This window comes from Serratia sp. 506_PEND, from assembly GCF_001076875.1.
GTDB classification, from domain to species: Bacteria; Pseudomonadota; Gammaproteobacteria; order Enterobacterales; family Enterobacteriaceae; genus Serratia; species Serratia marcescens.
On sequence record NZ_JVEL01000533.1, the window covers coordinates 32339 to 51529 of the forward strand.

Annotated in this window: 19 protein-coding genes; 6 read left to right on the forward strand and 13 right to left on the reverse strand. The window is 60.7% G+C overall.

The window, feature by feature from the left end:
* Positions 1 to 78: 78 nt before the first annotated feature.
* Positions 79 to 813 (reverse strand): GntR family transcriptional regulator, encoded by a 735-nt coding sequence (locus ADK28_RS22810; protein WP_016930130.1) that lies wholly within the window; start codon positions 811 to 813, stop codon positions 79 to 81.
* 657 nt (positions 814 to 1470) lie between these two features.
* On the opposite strand from ADK28_RS22810, the gene ADK28_RS22815 reads away from it, so the two are divergent.
* Positions 1471 to 2868 (forward strand): purine-cytosine permease family protein, encoded by a 1398-nt coding sequence (locus tag ADK28_RS22815; RefSeq protein ID WP_004937281.1) that lies wholly within the window; start codon positions 1471 to 1473, stop codon positions 2866 to 2868.
* The gene (locus ADK28_RS22820; protein WP_033639374.1) at positions 2865 to 3797 is read left to right on the forward strand and encodes a PfkB family carbohydrate kinase; all 933 of its coding nucleotides are present in this window, start codon (positions 2865 to 2867) and stop codon (positions 3795 to 3797) included. Before ADK28_RS22815 ends, ADK28_RS22820 begins: the two co-directional genes overlap by 4 nt.
* A gap of 33 nt (positions 3798 to 3830) precedes the next feature.
* Here ADK28_RS22820 and ADK28_RS22825 read toward each other — a convergent pair whose 3' ends face one another.
* Both ADK28_RS22825 and xapA read right to left on the reverse strand, forming a co-directional pair.
* Entirely contained in the window at positions 3831 to 5081 is a 1251-nt protein-coding gene (locus tag ADK28_RS22825) for a nucleoside permease (protein WP_033641351.1), read from the reverse strand.
* Positions 5082 to 5162: 81 nt separating this feature from the next.
* Entirely contained in the window at positions 5163 to 5984 is an 822-nt protein-coding gene (xapA, locus tag ADK28_RS22830) for a xanthosine phosphorylase (RefSeq protein WP_033639373.1), read from the reverse strand.
* 137 nt (positions 5985 to 6121) lie between these two features.
* Here xapA and ADK28_RS22835 point away from each other — a divergent pair, with 137 nt between their 5' ends.
* Positions 6122 to 7033 (forward strand): LysR family transcriptional regulator, encoded by a 912-nt coding sequence (locus ADK28_RS22835; RefSeq protein ID WP_048796758.1) that lies wholly within the window; start codon positions 6122 to 6124, stop codon positions 7031 to 7033.
* A gap of 17 nt (positions 7034 to 7050) precedes the next feature.
* On the opposite strand, the gene ftsP is transcribed toward ADK28_RS22835, so the two are convergent.
* From ftsP to parC, 4 genes are all read right to left on the reverse strand, one after another.
* Positions 7051 to 8466 carry a cell division protein FtsP gene (gene ftsP / locus ADK28_RS22840; RefSeq protein ID WP_004937270.1) on the reverse strand — a complete coding sequence of 472 codons (1416 nt, stop codon included), beginning with the start codon at positions 8464 to 8466 and terminating at the stop codon, positions 7051 to 7053.
* A 132-nt stretch (positions 8467 to 8598) separates the two neighbouring features.
* The gene (locus ADK28_RS22845; protein ID WP_033639371.1) at positions 8599 to 9333 is read right to left on the reverse strand and encodes a 1-acylglycerol-3-phosphate O-acyltransferase; all 735 of its coding nucleotides are present in this window, start codon (positions 9331 to 9333) and stop codon (positions 8599 to 8601) included.
* Positions 9334 to 9393: 60 nt separating this feature from the next.
* On the reverse strand, positions 9394 to 9576 hold the full coding sequence (locus ADK28_RS22850; RefSeq protein WP_033639370.1) for a hypothetical protein: 183 nt from the start codon (positions 9574 to 9576) through the stop codon (positions 9394 to 9396).
* A gap of 3 nt (positions 9577 to 9579) precedes the next feature.
* Positions 9580 to 11853 (reverse strand): DNA topoisomerase IV subunit A, encoded by a 2274-nt coding sequence (parC, locus tag ADK28_RS22855; RefSeq protein WP_016930135.1) that lies wholly within the window; start codon positions 11851 to 11853, stop codon positions 9580 to 9582.
* Positions 11854 to 12178: 325 nt separating this feature from the next.
* Here parC and ADK28_RS22860 point away from each other — a divergent pair, with 325 nt between their 5' ends.
* Together ADK28_RS22860 and ADK28_RS22865 are read left to right on the forward strand one after the other, a co-directional pair.
* Positions 12179 to 12760, forward strand: a complete 582-nt coding sequence (locus ADK28_RS22860) for an NAD(P)H-dependent oxidoreductase (protein WP_016930136.1) — start codon at positions 12179 to 12181, stop codon at positions 12758 to 12760.
* Between the two features lie 33 nt (positions 12761 to 12793).
* Positions 12794 to 13102 carry a putative quinol monooxygenase gene (locus tag ADK28_RS22865; RefSeq protein ID WP_004937258.1) on the forward strand — a complete coding sequence of 103 codons (309 nt, stop codon included), beginning with the start codon at positions 12794 to 12796 and terminating at the stop codon, positions 13100 to 13102.
* Between the two features lie 8 nt (positions 13103 to 13110).
* Here ADK28_RS22865 and ADK28_RS22870 read toward each other — a convergent pair whose 3' ends face one another.
* The 6 genes from ADK28_RS22870 to nudF all read right to left on the reverse strand — a co-directional run bounded on the left by ADK28_RS22870 (position 13111) and on the right by nudF (position 18528).
* Positions 13111 to 14007, reverse strand: coding sequence for a LysR substrate-binding domain-containing protein (locus ADK28_RS22870; RefSeq protein WP_033639368.1), 897 nt, complete (start codon positions 14005 to 14007; stop codon positions 13111 to 13113).
* A gap of 82 nt (positions 14008 to 14089) precedes the next feature.
* A complete protein-coding gene (parE, locus tag ADK28_RS22875; protein ID WP_025304305.1) occupies positions 14090 to 15985 on the reverse strand; it encodes a DNA topoisomerase IV subunit B in 1896 nt (631 codons plus the stop codon).
* A 46-nt stretch (positions 15986 to 16031) separates the two neighbouring features.
* Positions 16032 to 16616, reverse strand: coding sequence for an esterase YqiA (gene yqiA / locus ADK28_RS22880; protein ID WP_015379081.1), 585 nt, complete (start codon positions 16614 to 16616; stop codon positions 16032 to 16034).
* Positions 16616 to 17443, reverse strand: coding sequence for a 3',5'-cyclic-AMP phosphodiesterase (gene cpdA, locus ADK28_RS22885; RefSeq protein ID WP_048796759.1), 828 nt, complete (start codon positions 17441 to 17443; stop codon positions 16616 to 16618). Before cpdA ends, yqiA begins: the two co-directional genes overlap by 1 nt.
* 27 nt (positions 17444 to 17470) lie before the next feature.
* Complete coding sequence (locus ADK28_RS22890; protein WP_004937244.1) at positions 17471 to 17896, reverse strand: DUF1249 family protein; 426 nt, start codon at positions 17894 to 17896, stop codon at positions 17471 to 17473.
* On the reverse strand, positions 17896 to 18528 hold the full coding sequence (gene nudF / locus ADK28_RS22895) for an ADP-ribose diphosphatase (protein ID WP_004937242.1): 633 nt from the start codon (positions 18526 to 18528) through the stop codon (positions 17896 to 17898). The genes ADK28_RS22890 and nudF overlap by 1 nt, the downstream gene beginning before the upstream one ends.
* A gap of 347 nt (positions 18529 to 18875) precedes the next feature.
* On the opposite strand from nudF, the gene ADK28_RS22900 reads away from it, so the two are divergent.
* On the forward strand, positions 18876 to 19191 hold a 316-nt coding region (locus ADK28_RS22900), incomplete at its 3' end, for a TolC family protein (protein WP_048796760.1).

A 19191-nucleotide genomic window follows, 5' to 3' on the forward strand; every position in this document is an offset into this window, starting at 1 on the left:
TGCTGCTCTTTTTACAGGTTAATTAATCGCCGGGCGGCGATTATACGCACTAGCAGCAAAAAGAGCATGGTTATTTCGCTAACCGTTCACTTCGAATTCATAAACGTCGCTGCGGCACAAGATATCGCTGAACTCCAGCGCCTCACCCTGAGCGTTGCGGCTGGTTTGGATGATGTGCAACAACGGCGCGCCGCACGGCACGTTGAGCAGTTCGGCGACCTCGTCGCTGCAGGACACCGCCTTCAACAGAAAGTGTTTATCTTCAGGCACGATGCCGCGCGATTGCCATAGCGCATACAGTGAATGCTCCAGCTGCGCCGGTTCGGGCAAGAAGCGCGGTGGTATATAGGTGGTTTCCAGCGAGACCGGGCTGCCGTTCAGCAAGCGTAACCGCCGCAGTTTGATCACTTCATCCCCCTCCGCCAGCCCCAGCGCCGCCGCGGCCTTGGCCGGCGCGCCGACTCGGGTGCGCAGCAGCCATCGATTGCTGACGCGGCTGCCGTGACGCAGCGCCTGAGCGGTGAAACCGCTGTCCTTATCGAGGGAATAACCAATGCGCATCGCCACGCGGGTGCCGACCCCCTGCTGCCGTGAAATCAACCCTTTATCCTCCAGCAGCTTCATTGCCTTGCTGACGGTGACGCGCGACAGCGCCAGCCCCTCCGCCATCTGCCGTTCCGGCGGCAGAAATGCCTCCGCCGCCAACACCTGCTGCCTGATCGCGGTTTCTATCGCCGCCGCCAGCTGAATATAACGCGGCGCTACCGCCCCCTGCGCCAGATGGCCACGCAGCCAGGCCATAAAATCCGTCATTCGCCCGCCCTCTTGCTTATGCCATTCGTCTGAGTCTCATTGTTATCCTATCGCCTGTCCGGCGATAGGCACCTCACTTTAACTAAAATATCGCTAATGCTTTCAGAGTGGCATCACAATTTTTGCCTAATGGACTTTCATTGGATCTAGATCGCGCGTAATCTGTGCTTATTGATGTTGATACATCAATAGCACCAACACCAGGGACCCACTTTAAAAACAATAAAAAACCCGCTGCCAGCCCTAAAGGATACCCTTGATGGCCGGCAGCGGGCCTATACTGCCGGCGCAAACGGCCGATAATAAGCAACGGAGCTAATGGATAGCCTGCTCACGGCTCATCGCCGCATCACAGGATCCCATCGCGGAGGGCGAAGCGGATCGATGTCGGCAAATAGAAAGGTTCCCGCTTCGCCAATCCCCGCTGCAGCCCCACTCTTTGACTACACTCATTGGCGCCGTGTGGCCGACGTGCCTCACCCGATAAGGCGGATACCGCCCTCATTTTGACAGACCCGGCGGCATCAGCCGCTACACACTGCGCGGAATCGGCGTCTTCACCGACAGCGGGATAGCCGGCCTCAACCGCGCCAACGGAATCGATTTTCAGTCAACTGCGGCGGCCCTCGCGGCCCTGCGCAACAGGGATCATTTGCTATGACCGATATCAATCGCAATGAAGCATGGAAGGTAGAAAGCACCGGTATCGACCGGGTGCCGGACGCGGAACAGACCGGTAAGCCCATCGAGCTGTTTTGGATCTGGTCGGCGGCCAATATCGGTATTCTCGGCGTGGTGTACGGCGCCATCATCGTCGGCTTCGGCTTATCCTTTCTGCAATCGGTACTCGCCGCGCTGGTCGGCGTCGCCAGCTTCGTGCTGGTCGGCCTCACCAGCTTCGCCGGCAAGCGCGGGCGCACCTCTACGCTGACGCTCTCGCGGGTGATTTTCGGGCTGAAGGGCAACGTGGCGCCCACCCTGTTCAGTTGGATCAACCTGATGGGCTGGGAAGCGGTCAACGTGATCACCGGCACCCTGACGCTGGCGGCGCTGTTCGAGGCCTTCGGACTGGGAACCAGCCACCTGCTGACCGCGCTCAGCCTGCTGCTGTTCGGCGGACTCACTGTCGTCGTCAGCCTGCTGGGGCAAAATACCGTAGTCTGGATGCAGAGCTGGTTCAGCCGCATCTTCGGCACCATGACGCTGATCGTGGTGCTCTATATCCTGTTCAACACCGAGTGGAGCCAGGTGCTGGCGCTGCCTTCCGGCAGTTGGTTGACCGGTTTCCTGCCGGCGGTATCGGTGATCGCCGCCGGCACCGGCATCAGTTGGGCAATCGCCGGCGCCGATTACAGCCGCTATCAAAGCCCGAGCTCGTCGAGCAAAGGCATTTTCGCCGCGGTGATGGGCGGTGCCTGTTTGCCGCTGATGCTGCTGATGCTGGCCGGTATTCTGCTTTCCGTGCAGCTCCCCGATCTGGCCAGCGCCGCCAACCCCATCGCGCTGATAGGCTCGGTGCTGCCCGCCTGGATGGCCATCCCTTATCTGCTGGCCGCCACCGCCGGCATCGTCACCATCGCGGTGCTCAGCCTGTATTCCGCCAGCCTTAACCTGCTGACCATCGGCGTGCAGGTCAAACAATGGCTGGCGGTATCGATCGACGCCGTGGTGGTGCTGGGCATCGCCCTGTATGTGCTGTTCATCTCCGGCGATTTCATGGGGCCGTTCATCTCCTTCCTGGTATTCTGCGGGGTGTTTCTGGCGGCCTGGGAGGCGATTTTCCTGCTCGATTACCTGTGCCTGCGCCGCCGCCACGGGTATGATGGCAACGCTTTGTACGGCCTGCATGGCCAGAACCGCGGCGTGCGCAAAGCCCCGCTGTTTTGCTGGTTCCTCGGCGCCCTGTGCGGCCTGCTGGTCACCAAAACCGGTTTTATCGACGGCCCGCTGGCCAAAGGCTTGTTCGCCGACTCCAGCCTGGGGCTGTTTGTGTCGTTTGCGGTGAGTCTGATCGCTTACGGTCTGTACCTGACCCAACGCAGAGAACATCAATGAATGAGTGGGAAGCTGTAACACCTGTCCTGGTGATTGGGGGCGCGGTCGGCGATCTGGTGATGACGCTGCCGCGCCTGCCGACCCGCGGTGAAGATATCGAAGCCCTGCCGCAGGCGCGGCAAATCGGCGGTTGCGCGTTCAACGTGGCGCGCGCGCTGACGCGCCTTGAAGCGCCGGTGATCAACGGCATGCCGGTCGGCAACGGCGAGTGGGGCGCGGCGATCGAAGCCGCCATGGGCGAACTGGGGCTGGAGGTGCTGTTGCGCCACGGCCAGATGGACAACGGCTGGTGCCTGGCGCTGGTGGAGCCCGACGGCGAACGCACCTTTATCACGGTGTCCGGTTGCGAAAGCCAATGGAATAAAGCGCAGCTGGCGACCCTGCCGCTGACGGAACACACTCTGATCTACGCCAGCGGCTACGAGCTGGCGGGCGAAAACGGCGAAGCGCTGCGCGAGTGGCTGACGCGCATGCCGTTCGACCAACCGCGCCTGATCGATCCCGGCCCGCGCATCGCCCAGCTCAGCGAAGATTTCTTCGCCATGCTCAGCGACAGCCACACTCTGCTGACGCTCAACCGCGACGAAGTGGCCACGCTGTGCGGCGTCGGCGACGCCGTGGAGGCCGCACAGCGCTATGCCGCCGCCCGTAATCTGACGCTGATCTGTCGCCTGGATCGCGACGGCGCGTGGATCTGCGACGGCCGCACGCCGCCGCTGCACGTTCCGGCCTATCCGGTAGAGGTCGTTGACACCATCGGCGCGGGCGATGCCCACTGCGCCGGTTTGCTGGCGGGCCTGTCTGCCGGCTGGCCACTGCCGCGGGCCGTCGATCTGGCCAACCGGGTCGCCGCTTGCGTGGTGGCCAGCCTCGGCGCCGCCAATCCGCCGGACTGGCAGCACCTGCAGCAGCGCTTCCCGCAGGCCTGACGTTTCAGGGCGCAGCCAGCTGCGCCCCCTGCCTTACTGCGCCGCCACCGCGCTCTCCTGCGGCAGGTGGCGGTAGTTGAAGCTCAACGCGAACACGATCCCCAGCACCAGCGTATATAGCGCAAACACCAGCCAGATGCTCTGCCAGTCTTTCACGCCGTCATGGCTGAAGAAGTCCACCACCTCGCCGCTGGCGAGCGCCCCCAGATAGGCGCCCAAACCGTTGACCATGGTCATGAACAGCCCCTGCGCGCTGGCGCGGATGCGGTGATCGGCCTCTTTCTCGACGAAGATGGCGCCGGAGATATTGAAGAAGTCGAAGGCGCAGCCGTAGACAATCATCGACAGCAACAGCAGCACGAAACCAAAGCCGACCGGCGTGCCGTAAGCCAGGAACAGAAAGCGCAGCGTCCAGGCCGCCATGCTGATCAGCATCACCTGCTTGATGCCGTAACGGCGCAGGAAGAAGGGAATGGTGAGGATAAAGAACACTTCGGAGATCTGCGACAGCGACAGCAGCACCGCCGGATACCGGACGCTGAGGCTGTCCTGATACAGCGGATTGAGCGACAGATCGTGCAGGAACGGGTTGCCGAAGGTATTGGTTATCTGCAGCGCCGCACCAAGCAACATGGCGAACAGGAAAAACAGCGCCATGCGCCTCTGGCGGAACAACACCAGCGCATCCAACCCCAGCACGCTCACCCAGCTTTTCGACTCGGCCGCGCGGTTGGTCGGGCAACGCGGCAGCGTCAGCGAATAGGCGGACAGCAGCAGCGACGCCGCAGAAGCCAGATACAGCTGCAGATTGCTGAGCTCGATGCGGCTGAAGCCGACCAACCACATCGCCAGAATGAACCCCACGGTGCCGTACACCCGCACCGGCGGAAAATCCCTCACCGTGTCAAAGCCGTGCTTCTCCAGGCAAAAATAGGAAATGGCGTTGGAGAGCGCGATGGTCGGCATATAGACCATGGCATTGAACAGCATCACCCAGAACATCAGCATCGGTTGCTCGACCTGCGCCGCGCAGTACAGCGCCAGCGCCCCGAGCAGGTGGCACAGCGCATACAGATAGTTGGCCTTCATCCACCGATCGGCGATGATGCCCGCCAGCCCCGGCATGATCAGCGCGGCGATGCCTTTGGCGCTGTAGACCATCCCCACCTGCATGCCGCTGAAATGCAGCGTATTGATCATGTAGGAGCCCAGCGTCACCAGCCAGGCGCCCCAGATAAAGAACTGCAGGAAAATCATGACTTTTAATCGTGTTTTTATCGCCATCGCCATCACCTTGTTATTATGCTTTCAACGATGATTGGTGCCGCGGGCCCCCTGCAGCCCGCCGCCGGTTTGCTTGCGGTGTTACAGCGTTTTGAACAGCTCGCGGATCAGGCGCATGAAATCGTCCGCCGCCAGCGCCGCGCAGCTGAGCGTTTGTTCGTGAGAAAGAGGCGTATCCGACAGCCCTTCGGCGTAGTTGGTCATCGCGGACACCACCAGCACCTTGAGACCGCAGTGGCGCGCCGCCAGGACTTCCGGCACGATCGACATGCCCACCACGTCGCAGCCCAGGGTCTGCATCATGCGGATCTCCGCCGGCGTTTCGAAATTCGGCCCGGTGTAGGCGGCGAATACCCCTTCCGCCAGCGGGATGCCCGCGCTTTCGGCCACCGCCGCCAGCCCGGCGCGCAGATCGCGATCATAGGCGTTCGCCAGGCTGAAGAAGCGCGGCCCGAAGCGCTCGTCGTTGGCGCCGACCAGCGGCGATTCCGGCATGAAGTTAATGTGATCGGTAATGGCCACCAGGCTGCCCGGCGCCACCGAACGGCGCAGCGAACCGGCGGCGTTGGTCGCCAGCAGGAATTCGCAGCCCAGCAGTTTGAAGGTGCGCACCGCGGTGGTCATCACCTGCATGCCACGCCCTTCATAGAAATGACCGCGCCCTTTCATGCACAATACCGGCACGCCCTCCAGCTTGCCGGCGACCAGCTGCCCGGCGTGGCCGGCGACGCCGCTCACCGGAAAGCCCGGCAGCTCCGCGTAATCGAGGGTGACGGTTTCGGTCATCACCTCCGCCAGGGCGCCAAGCCCGGAGCCGAGAATCAAGGCCGCTTTCGGCTGGAAACCCGGCAGGCGTGCGCGGACGACATCGGCGCAGGTAAAAGCATCTTCTTGATTAAACATCGTATTCTCTCTTTCAGCGGGGGATAATAAGCCCCATAGTAGAGAGCGAGGCGCGGCCGAGACCAATACATTCTTGGCGGCCGATTTATTCCATTTACCTATAAGTTGAGCTGCGTCACAAGGAGGCGATACCCCGGATGAACCCGCCCCAAGCCCTGCCCGATCCCGGCCGGATTAACTTCCGCCTGCTGCACTATTTCCGCGTGGTGGCGGAAGAGATGAACTTCACCCAGGCGGCGCGGCGGCTGAATATGTCACAGCCGCCGCTCAGCAAGCACATCAAGGAGCTGGAGAGTCAGCTCGGGGTGGTGCTGTTCAAACGCACCACCCGCTCCATGACGCTGACGCCGGCCGGCCGCACGCTGCTGCGCAACGTCGAGCGGCTGCTGGATCAGGCCGACAGCGCATTGCATCAGGTGCAACAGATGGGGCGTGGCGAAGGCGGCCACATGGTGGTCGGCATGGTCGGCACCTCGGCCTGGGGCGGCCTGATCGCGGCGCTGCGGCGATTCAGCGAGCGGAGCGCCGGCGTCACCTGGTCGTTGAACGAGCTGACGCCCAGCCAGCAAATCGCCGCGCTGCAAAAGCGGCATATCGACATCGGGGTCTGGCGAGAGGCGCAGCAGCAGACGCTGCCGGGGTTAACCTGCCAACGGTTGGCAAGCGAGAGCATCGCCGTGGTGTTGCCGCTCGATCATCCGCTGGCGCAGCAGGAAAATATCCCGCTGGCGGCGCTGCAGAACGACAGTTTCATCGTGCTGCCGCCGCATGAGGCCAGCCTGGGGCTGTATCTGCACAATCTGTGTCTGCGGCAGGGATTTTTGCCGGACGTCGCTTATCAGGTCAACGAACCGCAGACCCTGCTGGCGCTGGTGGCGGAAGGCTGCGGCATCACGCTGCTGCCGGACAGCTACGGCCGCATCCCGTGGCCCGGCGTACGCTTTTGCTCGCTGCAACAGGCACCGCCGGCGGATCTGTACGCGGTGTATCGCGCCGACAGCGTCACGCCGGTGGTGCAGTCCTTCCTGGAAATGCTGCGGGCGCCGTAAGCGGCCCGCAGCGCAGATTACATCGTCGGCTGCACCATCAGCTGGCCGGCGGTGCCGCGATCGGCCATCTCCAGCGTCTGGCTGTAATACAGGAACGGGAAGTGTTCGGAGGTAGGTTGGTTGAAATACACCAGCAGCTCGACGTCGCCATCGACCCAGACGGTGTCCTTCCAGCCGCGATCTTCCGCCATCGGCTGCGCGCCGTTGACGCGTTTGATCAGGAACTGCACGCCCTGAATATGGAACGCCTGCGGCGTATCCGCATGAATGTTCCAACGTTCCCAGGTGCCTTGCTGCGCCTGTACGTCGATGCGGTTCATGTCCCAAATCGCGCCGTTGATGCCGACGCCGCCGTCGCCCAGGCGGAAATCGCGGGTGCGGCTGGCGCTGCCGTCCAACAACTGATCCGCCAGCAGGCGCATCGGCAGGTTGTCGGTCACCAGCGGCAGCAGGCCGGTCGGGCGCAGCGTCAGCACCTGGGTGGACACCAGAATGCTCGACGGCTCGAACAGGCCGCGCAGGCGATCCATGATGCCCGCCGCTTCACCGGCGGTGATGGTCACCTCTTCGCCCTTCGACATGTCGATCAGCACTTCCCGGCGTTCGCCAGGCGCCAACGACAGCTGCTGCACCGCGACCGGCGCAGGCAGGAAGCCCTGATCGCTGGCAATCACGTTGAACGGCCGCCCGTCGCTGAGCTGCAGGGTATAGCGGCGCGCGTTGGAGGCGTTAAGCAGGCGCAGACGCACCCAGCCGCGCGACACGTCAACATACGGGTTTTGCACGCCGTTGACCAACAGCGTATCGCCGACGAAACCGCCCTGCGACGGTGCATCGTATTGCGGTGTGCCGAAGTTATCGAAGCGTTTGTCCTGAATGATCAGCGGGAAATCGTCGACGCCGTAGTGGTTGGGCAGCGGCAGCGCTTTGCTGACGGCATCTTCCACCAGCCACAGCCCGGCCAGCCCGTTGTAAACGTGCGGCGCCATACGGTTCGGCGTGTTGGCATGGTACCAGCAGGTGGCCGCCGCCTGACGAATGGGCAGCACCGGCGACCAGTCGACGTTAGGCGACATCATGCGCGGCGCGCCGCCCATCAGCGTGCCTGGCACCTGCAGACCGCTGACGGTCATCGCTACCGGCTCCTGCAGGCGGTTGCTGTAGATCAGTTTGACGTCGTCACCGCTGTAAACCCGCACCGTCGGCCCCAGGTACATGCCATTGATGCCCCACACCGCCGCTTTGCGGTTATCCATAAACGCCCAATGGGCGCGCTGCAAGGTCAGGAACAGCGGCTGACCGCGGCGAGACTCCAGCAACGGGGGAATGGGTAACGGGGTCTGCGTTCCGCTCGCCTCAGCCCTCAGCGGCACGGCGCCCGCGCACAGCGCCAGGCCCGATGCCTGTAAAAACTGACGTCGACTGAGTGACATATTTTCTCCATGAAAAGCAATAACTAAACCGTGTGCAAAACCCAAACGCCCGCCAATCAAGATTAGCAGGCGTTCAGGCGTTAACGGCGCTGAACGCCAATTAAAACCCTATTCTTTGAAGCCGGTAGACTCTTATTTTTTGGCGGCGTTGCGCTGGGCGACTTCGGCGTCCAATTCGGTGATTTTCGCCTCCATCAGTTCACGGCAATGGGCCGCCAACTCACGCACGTTTTCTTTGCCGTATTTACTGGTATCCACCGGTGCCAACATCTCGACGATCACATGACCGTTATTCCAGCGATTAAGATTTATATTACCGCTGGTGGTTGATACACAGATCGGCACAATCGGCACGCCGGCGGCGATGGCCGCGTGGAACGCGCCGGTTTTAAACGGCATCAGCCCGCGACCGCGGCTGCGGGTCCCTTCCGGGAACATCCAGATCGAAATGTCTTTCTTTTTGAACTGCTCCGCCACCTGGGCGATGGTGCCGTGCGCCTTGGCGCGATTATCACGATCTATCAGCAGATTACCGGTCAGCCAATACAGCGGGCCGAAAAACGGGATCCACACCAGACTTTTTTTACCGACGGTCACGGTGCGCGGCTGCACGATATTGGAGGCCGTCACCATGTCGTAGTTATTTTGGTGGTTGGCGATATAGATGCAGTTGCCATTGTTGGCCGCATCGGCCGGCACGCGGGTTTCAACCTTGATGCCGAACAGCGTCGACAGGCGGCCGAAAAGATGGCCGAAGGTCGCCACGTGGCGAGGGTTGCGCGGGCTGAACAAGCAATAAACAGAACCGAAAATACACACCAGAATACAGAAAAGAGTGGCGAGAACGGCACGCAAAATCAATAACATAACAACCTCATTAGCACACTGCCAACGCAGTTTACTTCGCTGCGCAGATTCCTTTACTCATTATTTGCCGGCCAGGCGGTAAGCACGCCGATGTTGCCTGCATTTCTCGCTATTTTCCTGCCAGGCGGCAGTACGCACAATAATTTTATGCGCAGAAATGTTAACTATTTGGAAAATAAACGCCAGCAAAAATAAATAAGGCGGCCACAGCATGCTGCGACCGCCCTTTAACGCCGGCGCCAACGCTTACTCTTCGCTGTCGCCGCCCGACGCCCGCACCGGCGCATCCACTTCGACGCGATCGATGCGCTGCAGGCCACGCGGCAGCTGGGTGCCCTTGCGGCCGCGCTCCGCGCGGAACTTCTGAAGATCCTCCGGACGCAGCGTCAGCTTGCGTTTGCCGACATACAACGTGACGGACGCCTGCGGCGGCAGCACGAACAGCCAGGCCAGCTTGTCTTCACCGGCTGCGGCCTGCGCCGCCGGAATGGAGACGATCTTGTTGCCCTTGCCCTTCGACAGTTGCGGCAGATCGGCGACCGGGAACATCAACATGCGCCCGGCGGCGGTGATCGACAGCAGCATATCGTCTGCGCCGTGAATTTCCATCGGCGGCAGCGCTCTGGCGTTGTCCGGCAGCGTGATCATCACCTTGCCGGCGCGGTTGCGCGCCACCAGATCGTTAAAGGTGCAAACGAAACCGTAACCGGCGTCGGACGCCATCAGCAGTTTTTGATCGTCGGCCGCCATCAGCACCTGCTCAATGGTGGCGCCCGGCGGCGGCGTCAGCTTGCCGGTCAACGGTTCGCCCTGCCCGCGCGCCGAAGGCAGCGTCATCGGATCGAGCGCATAGCTGCGCCCGGTAGAATCGATGAACACCACCGGCTGGTTGCTCTTGCCGCGCGCCGCGCCGCGGAAGCTGTCGCCGGCCTTGTAGCTCAATCCTGCCGGATCGATGTCATGGCCCTTGGCGCTGCGCACCCAGCCCATTTCCGACAGCACGATGGTCACCGGCTCGGACGGCACGAAGTCGTGCTCGCTCATCGCCTTGGCTTCCGCGCGCTCGGTCAGCGGCGAACGGCGATCGTCGCCGTAGGTTTGCGCGTCGGCCTGGATCTCTTTCTTAATCAGCGTATTCAACTTGCGCTCGGACGCCAGCAGCGCCTGCAGCTGATCGCGCTCTTTCGCCAGTTCGTCCTGCTCGCCGCGGATCTTGACCTCTTCCAGCTTGGCCAGGTGACGCAGTTTCAGCTCGAGGATCGCTTCCGCCTGGGTATCGGAGATGCCGAAACGCTGCATCAGCACCGGCTTCGGCTCATCCTCGCTGCGGATGATGTGGATCACCTCGTCGATGTTGAGGAACGCCACCAGCAAACCTTCGAGGATATGCAGGCGCTTGAGCACCTTCTCGAGGCGGTAGTTCAGGCGGCGACGCACCGTATCGCGACGATAGGCCAGCCATTCGGTGAGGATCTCCACCAGCCCTTTGACCTGCGGGCGGTTGTCCAGACCGATCATGTTCATGTTGATGCGGTAGCTGCGCTCCAGATCGGTGGTGGCGAACAGGTGATTCATCACCTGCTCCAGATCGATGCGGTTGGAACGCGGCACGATCACCAGACGCGTCGGGTTCTCGTGATCGGATTCATCGCGCAGATCCTCGACCATCGGCAGCTTCTTGGCGCGCATCTGGCTGGCGATCTGCTCCAGCACCTTGGCGCCGGAGACCTGATGCGGCAAGGCGGTGATCACCGCGCTGCCGTCCTCTTTCTTCCACACGGCGCGCATGCGCACCGAGCCGCGGCCGCTCTGGTAAATTTTGCGAATTTCATCGCGCGGGGTAATGATCTCGGCTTCGGTCGGGAAGTCCGGCCCCTGCACGAACTCGAGCAGGTCATCGAGCGAGGCGCCCGGCTTGTCGAGCAGCGCCACCGCCGCAGCGGCGACTTCGCGCACGTTGTGAGGCGGAATGTCGGTCGCCATGCCGACCGCGATGCCGGTGGTGCCGTTCAGCAGGATGTTCGGCAGGCGCGCCGGCAGCATCTTCGGCTCTTGCAGCGTGCCGTCAAAGTTCGGGATCCAGTCGACCGTGCCCTGGCCCAGTTCGGCCAGCAAGACCTCGGCGTATTTGGACAGGCGCGATTCGGTATAACGCATCGCCGCGAACGACTTGGGATCGTCCGGCGCCCCCCAGTTCCCCTGGCCGTCCACCAGCGGATAGCGATACGAGAACGGCTGCGCCATCAGCACCATGGCTTCATAACACGCACTGTCGCCGTGCGGGTGGTATTTACCCAGCACGTCGCCCACGGTGCGGGCGGATTTCTTGAATTTGGCGCTGTTGGTCAGCCCCAGTTCAGACATGGCGTAGATGATGCGGCGTTGTACCGGCTTCAAACCGTCGCCAATGTACGGCAACGCCCGATCCATGATGACGTACATGGAATAGTTCAGATAGGCGTTTTCAGTGAATGTGTGCAGCGGTAAACGCTCTACACCGTCATGAGTCAGATCACTCATTACTCAATTATCCTCAGACCGTGGCTTGGCAATCCCTTGGACGACAAAAGGCATCGCTTGTCGATTCTGCCCGCGATAGTAACCCATCTGCGGGGTAGCTGTCACAGTTGGCGCAAGGATCGCCGCCGGCGGCCGGTTGCGCGATGCGGTTTATGCAAAATTTCGCTGTCTGGCGGCCCGTTTATTGACTGGCAGTCAACACTGTTGTGCGCTGGATCGCATTTTTACTTGCCTGACTCACGATTACACTCGTCACCAGCGAGATGGTTTCCGCCTTTTCAGCGGGAAGCATGCCATATCTTAACTCTGACGGGAGCCGCGAAAGATGAGCAATATCCTGATTATCAACGCTAAAAAACAATTCGGCCATTCCAACGGCGAACTCAACCAAACCCTGAGCGACGTGGCGGAAGGCTTCCTGCGCGATCTGCAGCACGATGTGCAGGTCACCGTGGTCGACGACGGCTATGACATCGAAGCCGAAGTACAGAAATACCTGTGGGCCGACGCGGTCATCTATCAGATGCCAGGCTGGTGGATGGGCGAACCTTGGATCCTGAAAAAATACATCGATGAAGTGTTCACCGCCGGTCACGGCAGCCTGTATGCCAACGACGGTCGCTCTCGTTCTGACGAAAGCAAAAAATATGGCTCCGGCGGCCTGATCCAGGGCAAAAAATACCTGCTGAGCCTGACCTGGAACGCCCCGATGGAGGCCTTCACCGATCCCGATCAGTTCTTCCACGGTATCGGCGTCGACGGCGTTTACCTGCACTTCCACAAGGCCAACCAGTTCCTGGGAATGGAAGCGCTGCCGACCTTTATCTGCAATAACGTGATAAAACAACCGGATATCGAAGCGGACATCGCACGTTATCGCGAGCATTTGGCGAAAATTTTTGCTTAACTGACGCAGAACATTCTCATCAACGAGGCAGACATGATCACCGTAATCGCAGAAATCAAAGTGAAACCCGGCCACCGCGCCACCGTACTGCAAGCCATTGAAAAACTGGTGCCGCTGGTGCTGGCGGAAGACGGCTGCGGCGAATATACGCCGATGGTCGACAGCAATACCCAGGCACCCTGGCAGAAACGGTCGCCGGATTCGGTGTTCATGCTGGAGAAATGGGAAAGCATGGCGCATCTGGAAAAACACCTGGCCATTGAGCACATGCTCAAACACCGCGAGACCATCAAGGACAGCGTGCTGGACACCGAGATCTACATCCTGGAAAACGCCCTGTAAGCTCCGCCTTATAACGTCTGCGCGTCGATGTGCGCGCTGACGTAGTCAAGAAAACAGGTGATGCGCGCCGCCAATTGCGTATTGCGGTAATACACCGCATTGATCGGCTGGCGCACGTCCAGCGTCTCCTGCTCCAGCAACGTCACCAACTTGCCGGCTTCCCGATCGCGGCGGGTCATAAAGTCTGCCAGCTGTACGATCCCCTCGCCCTGCAGCGCCAATTGCCGCAGCGTTTCCCCGCTGGACGCAGAGATCGTCGGCGTGATGGTGAAATGCGGCGCCTGGCGATAGCGCAACGGCCACTGGTTAAGCGACTCCGGCTGGGTAAAACCGAGCAGACAATGCCGATGCAACTCCTCCACGCTCTGCGGCGTGCCGTGCTGCTGCAGATAAGCCGGGCTGGCGAGGATGCGCAGCCTGCTGGCTCCCAGCGCGCGCGCATGAATGGTCGAATCACGCAACGCACCGATGCGAATGGCGATATCCGTGCGTTTTTCCAGCAGATCGATAATCAGGTTGTCGGTGTTCAGCTCGAGCGAAATTTGCGGATAACGTTCTCTGAACCCCGCCACCAGCGGCACGATGACGTGCTCCATAAAAGGTGCGGCCGCATTGATCCGCAGCCGCCCGGCGGGCATTTGCCGGCGCACCGCCATTTGCTCTTCGGCATTTTCCACCGAGCTGATGATCGTACGCGCATGGTTCAGGAAGCTCAGCCCCTCTTCGGTCAGCTCCAAACGACGCGTCGTGCGGCGCATCAGGGTGGTATCGAGCTTATTCTCCAGGCGGCTGAGCGCGCGGCTGATGCCGGATGTTGTCTGGCCGAGCTGATCGGCGGCGGCGGTGATGGAACCGCTGTCGACCACCGAGGTGAACGCCAGCAATTCTTCGAGCGTGATCTTCATGCATTCCGGCCCAGGTTATCGGGCGCCGCATGAACGCCCTGCGGGAAAGCCGGCCCGGCGTTTCACCGGGCCAGGGTCAGGCTCAGACCGCCAATTCGGCCATGTCGCCCTTGTCTTGCAGCCAGTTGCGGCGATCTTCCGAACGCTTCTTGGCCAACAGCATGTCCATCACCGCCAGCGTCTGATCGACGTCATCCTCCGCCACCGTCAGTTGCACCAGACGGCGGGTGTTCGGATCGAGGGTGGTTTCGCGCAGCTGCAGCGGGTTCATCTCGCCCAGCCCTTTAAAGCGCTGCACGTTCGGCTTGCCCTTTTTGCGCTTCAGCTGTTCCAGCACGCCGGCTTTCTCTTCTTCATCCAGCGCGTAGAACACTTCTTTACCGAGATCGATGCGGTACAGCGGCGGCATGGCGACATAGACGTGGCCGCCTTTCACCAGCGAACGGAAGTGGCGCACGAACAGCGCGCACAGCAGCGTGGCGATATGCAAGCCATCGGAGTCCGCATCCGCCAGGATGCAGATTTTGCCGTAGCGCAATTGGCTGAGATCTTCGCTGTCCGGATCGATGCCGATCGCCACGGAAATGTCGTGCACTTCCTGCGAGGCCAGCACTTCGTCCGAGGACACTTCCCAGGTATTCAGGATTTTGCCCTTCAGCGGCATGATCGCCTGATACTCGCGATCGCGCGCCTGCTTGGCCGATCCGCCCGCCGAGTCCCCTTCCACCAGGAACAGTTCGGTCATGGCCAGATCCTGCGAGGTGCAGTCCGCCAGCTTGCCCGGCAGCGCCGGCCCGCTGGTGAGCTTCTTGCGCACCACTTTCTTGGCCGCGCGCAGGCGGCGCTGGGCGCTGGAGATCGCCAGCTCGGCCAGCTGTTCCGCCGCCTGAACGTTCTGGTTCAGCCACAGGCTGAAGGCGTCTTTCACCACGCCGGAAACGAAGGCCGCGCACTGACGCGAGGAGAGACGCTCTTTGGTCTGCCCGGCAAACTGCGGATCCTGCATCTTCACCGACAGCACGTAGGCGCAACGATCCCAGATATCCTCCGCCGACAGCTTCACGCCGCGCGGCAGAATATTGCGGAATTCGCAGAACTCGCGCATCGCGTCCAGCAGCCCCTGACGCAGGCCGTTGACGTGAGTGCCGCCCTGCATGGTCGGGATCAGGTTGACGTAGCTTTCGGTCAGCAGCTCGCCGCCTTCCGGCAGCCACAGCAGCGCCCAGTCCACCGCTTCGGTGTCACCGGCGAAATTGCCGACGAACGGCGCTTCCGGCAGGGTTATCAGGCCGTTAACCGCTTCCATCAGGTAGTCGGTCAGGCCGTCCTGGTAGCACCAGCGCTGCTCGGTGTTGTTCACCTTGTCGATGAAATAGATCTCGACGCCGGGGCACAGCACCGCTTTGGCTTTCAGCAGGTGAGTCAGGCGCGATACCGAGAAACGCGGGCTGTCGAAGAACTGTTCGTCGGGCCAGAAGTGCACGCTGGTGCCGGTGTTGCGTTTGCCGCAGGTGCCGGTCACCGTCAGATCCTGCACTTTGTCGCCGTTTTCGAAGGCGATGCCGTAGACGTTGCCGTCGCGGCGCACGTTGACTTCCACCCGCTTCGACAGGGCGTTGACCACCGAGATGCCAACGCCGTGCAGGCCGCCGGAGAACTGGTAGTTTTTATTCGAGAATTTACCGCCGGCGTGCAGCCGGCACAGGATCAACTCAACCGCCGGCACGCCCTCTTCCGGGTGGATGTCCACCGGCATGCCGCGGCCGTCGTCGATCACTTCCAGCGACTGATCGGCGTGCAGGATCACGTCGATGCGCTTGGCGTGACCGGCCAACGCTTCGTCGACGCTGTTATCGATCACCTCTTGGCCGAGGTGGTTTGGGCGCGTCGTGTCGGTATACATGCCGGGACGACGGCGCACTGGTTCTAGACCGCTGAGTACTTCAATGGCATCAGCGTTATAGCTGGATTGAGTCATCGTTGATTATTTTTTCGTGGTTAAAGGGAGGTGCCGGAACGGTCCGTCAGACCGCGTTTAGCCCTAAAAAATCCACAATCTGGGGGAAGTAGTGCTCGAAACCGACGAAGGCGTGGTTTCCACCCGACTCCACCGTTTGCCGACACGCGGTGTAATACGCCACTGCCTGGCCGTAATCGAGAATTTCATCGCCCGTTTGCTGCAGCAGCCAGATTAAATCCGGCGACTCCAAAGGATCGATCTGCATCACTTTCAGATCGTAAACGTGCCGAGACTCTAACACATATTGCTGGCCGGTGTAGGGGTTCTCGTTGGCGCCGAGATAGTCGACCAGCAGCTCAAACGGCTTGACCGCCGGGTTGACCACCACCGCCGGCAGGGAAAAACACTGCGACAGCCAGGTGGCGTAATAGCCGCCCAGCGACGAGCCGACCAGCCCGAGCGTTTGCCCGGCGCGTTCCAGCACCAGATTTTCCAGCATCTCGGCGGCCTCCGCCGGAAAGGCCGGCAGCTGCGGCACCAGCATCTCGATATCGGGATGGTGTTCGGCCAGCCAGGCCTTGAAGGCCACCGCCTTGGCCGACTGCGGCGAGCTGTTGAAGCCGTGCAGGTAGAGCAGTGTCGAAGGCATCAGTATCCATCCGAGTCCATATCGGGGCGGAAATCGTCGTTTTCCAGGCGGAACACCTGCGTCTCGACGCGACCGTCCGGCAGCAGATCGAGGTAGCGCCAGCCGGGGGAAACGTCGTCGATGGTGAAGTTCGTGCAGTGCGGCTTGAATTGCACGCAGGTAGACGGCGTCGCCAACAGGCGCCGACCCTGCCATTCCAAATCCAGATCTTGGTGAATGTGCCCGCACACCACGGTATTCACTTTCGGATAACGCAGCAGGATTGCGCCCAGCATATGCGGGTTGCGCAGGCTGTGCTGATCGAGCCAGGTGCAACCGGAAGGCAGCGGATGATGGTGCAGCAGCAGCAGCGTATAGCGCTCGGGGTGAGCCTGCAGGCAACGCTCCATCCACTCCAGCTGGTATTCGCTCAATTCGCCGTGCGGCACGCCGAACACCTGGCTGTCCAGCATCAGCACTTGCCAGTTATCACCCAACAGCACCTGTTTGGAAGGCGCAATGCCCGCGGCGGCCAACGCGTCGACCATCGCCGGTTGAAAATCGTGGTTGCCCGGCAGCCACACGCAGGGGGCCGGCAGTTGCGCGATGCCGGCGGCGAAGTGGCGGTACGCCTCTTGCGAATGATCCTGCGCCAAATCTCCCGTGGCGACGATCAAATCGACGTCGCGGCACTGCGCCTGGATGGCGTCCAGCACCGCGTGATAGCTGCGATAGGTATTGATGCCGAGCAACGTCTCGTGTTCGCCGGCAAAAAGGTGGGTATCTGTTATTTGTAGAATCCTGACCGCGGCCCCACTCGCCACGGGCAGTTTAAACAGGCTTTCCAAATGGTGTCCTTTGTTATTTCAGTCTGTCTAACAAACCGGAACCGCCATCGCTCCATGCGCCAAACAGTAGCGCAGCCAATCAGCAAGAAACTGGTTAATTTGATGCTTTTCGTCGCGTTGATGCAACTTTTTATTAGGATAATCATAACGCGCTTTAAAGCGGTAGATCTGCTGACTGGAACACACTTCCGCAACCATGGCGTCATGGTACAACCGCACCGTCATCGCGGGCAGGCTCCAGTAGCTGACCGCCGGAAAGATCTGCTCGATCTCCACCAGCGACGTGTAACGCGTGGACTCAACGATGGTCAAACGATAGCCGGCGCCGTTCACCTGATAAGTCACCGTTTCGCCCGCTTCGTCGTTGCGCGGCAGCAAGCGGCGCAATTGCGCGAAGTTGGTTTCGCACAATCTCATCATTTCGGGGAAATCAGGGGTATAGCGCTGTTTCATTAGTTGGCCCACTCTTTTCTCAACGATTCATGGTGCAACGCCAGCCATTGCAATGCAATCACTGATGCGGCGTTATCGATCGCGCCTTCCTCAACCCAGCGGTAAGCCTGTTCGCGGCTGACCACATGGACGCGGATATCTTCATGTTCTTCCGCCAGGCCGTGGATGCCCTCGGCGGTGCCGGCGTCCACTTCGCCGACCATGATCGACAAACGTTCGCTGGTGCCGCCGGGGCTGGCCAGGTAGCTCAGCACCGGTTTGCAGCGCCCGACCACCACGCCGGCCTCTTCCTGCGCTTCGCGGCGGCATACGTCCTCGACGCTTTCACCGGTTTCGATCATACCCGCCACCATTTCCAGCAGCCAGGGCGAATTACTGGTATCGACCGCGGCGATGCGCAGTTGTTCAATCAGCACAACCTCGTCGCGCACCGGATCGTAGGGCAGCAGCACCGCCGCATGGCCGCGTTCGAAAATTTCACGCGTGATTTCAGGGCTCATTTCACCATTGAACAACCGGTGGCGAAACCGGTATAAATTGAGTGAAAAAAAACCACGGTACAGCGTCTCGCGTGCAATAATTTCTACATCTTTTTTATCGAAAGTAACGGGCGACGGCTGCGAACGGTTCATGCGCGAATTCTCCTGCTTGAGTATGCCGATAAAATAAACGGTTTTGATGACAGAAACAGCGGGACTCTCCGCCGCGGCTTTATGTTAGGCTGTTTTTCGCCGCCGGATGCGGCACGTTTGTGCGCTCGCAGGTAATAGCGGGAAACAATCCGGATTGTCAGCCATAATATCAGCTGCAGTCGACCCGGGCAGTACGCCAAGGTAAATGGGCGGTCTGAAAGGTAAAAGTTACGTGAGATGGCACATTCAGCCACCTGATGCGTACCTCAGACTCTGCTAGAATCGGCAACTATTTCGTCTATCGTCAGCGCTAACATAGCAATATTGCTGCACAACAAGGAATGCAAATGAAGAAACTGCTCCCCCTTCTTATCGGACTGAGCCTGGGCGGCTTCAGTGCAATGAGCCAGGCAGAGAACCTGCTGCAGGTCTACAAACAGGCCAGGGAAAGTAACCCGGATCTGCGCAAAAGTGCAGCTGACCGCGACGCCGCATTCGAAAAGATCAATGAAGCGCGCAGCCCGTTGCTGCCGCAGCTCGGCCTGACCGCCGGTTACAACTATACCAGCGGATATCGAGACAGCCGCGACACCCATAGCGATAGCACAAGCGGCTCGCTGGCGCTGACGCAAACCATCTTCGACATGTCGAAATGGCGCCAAC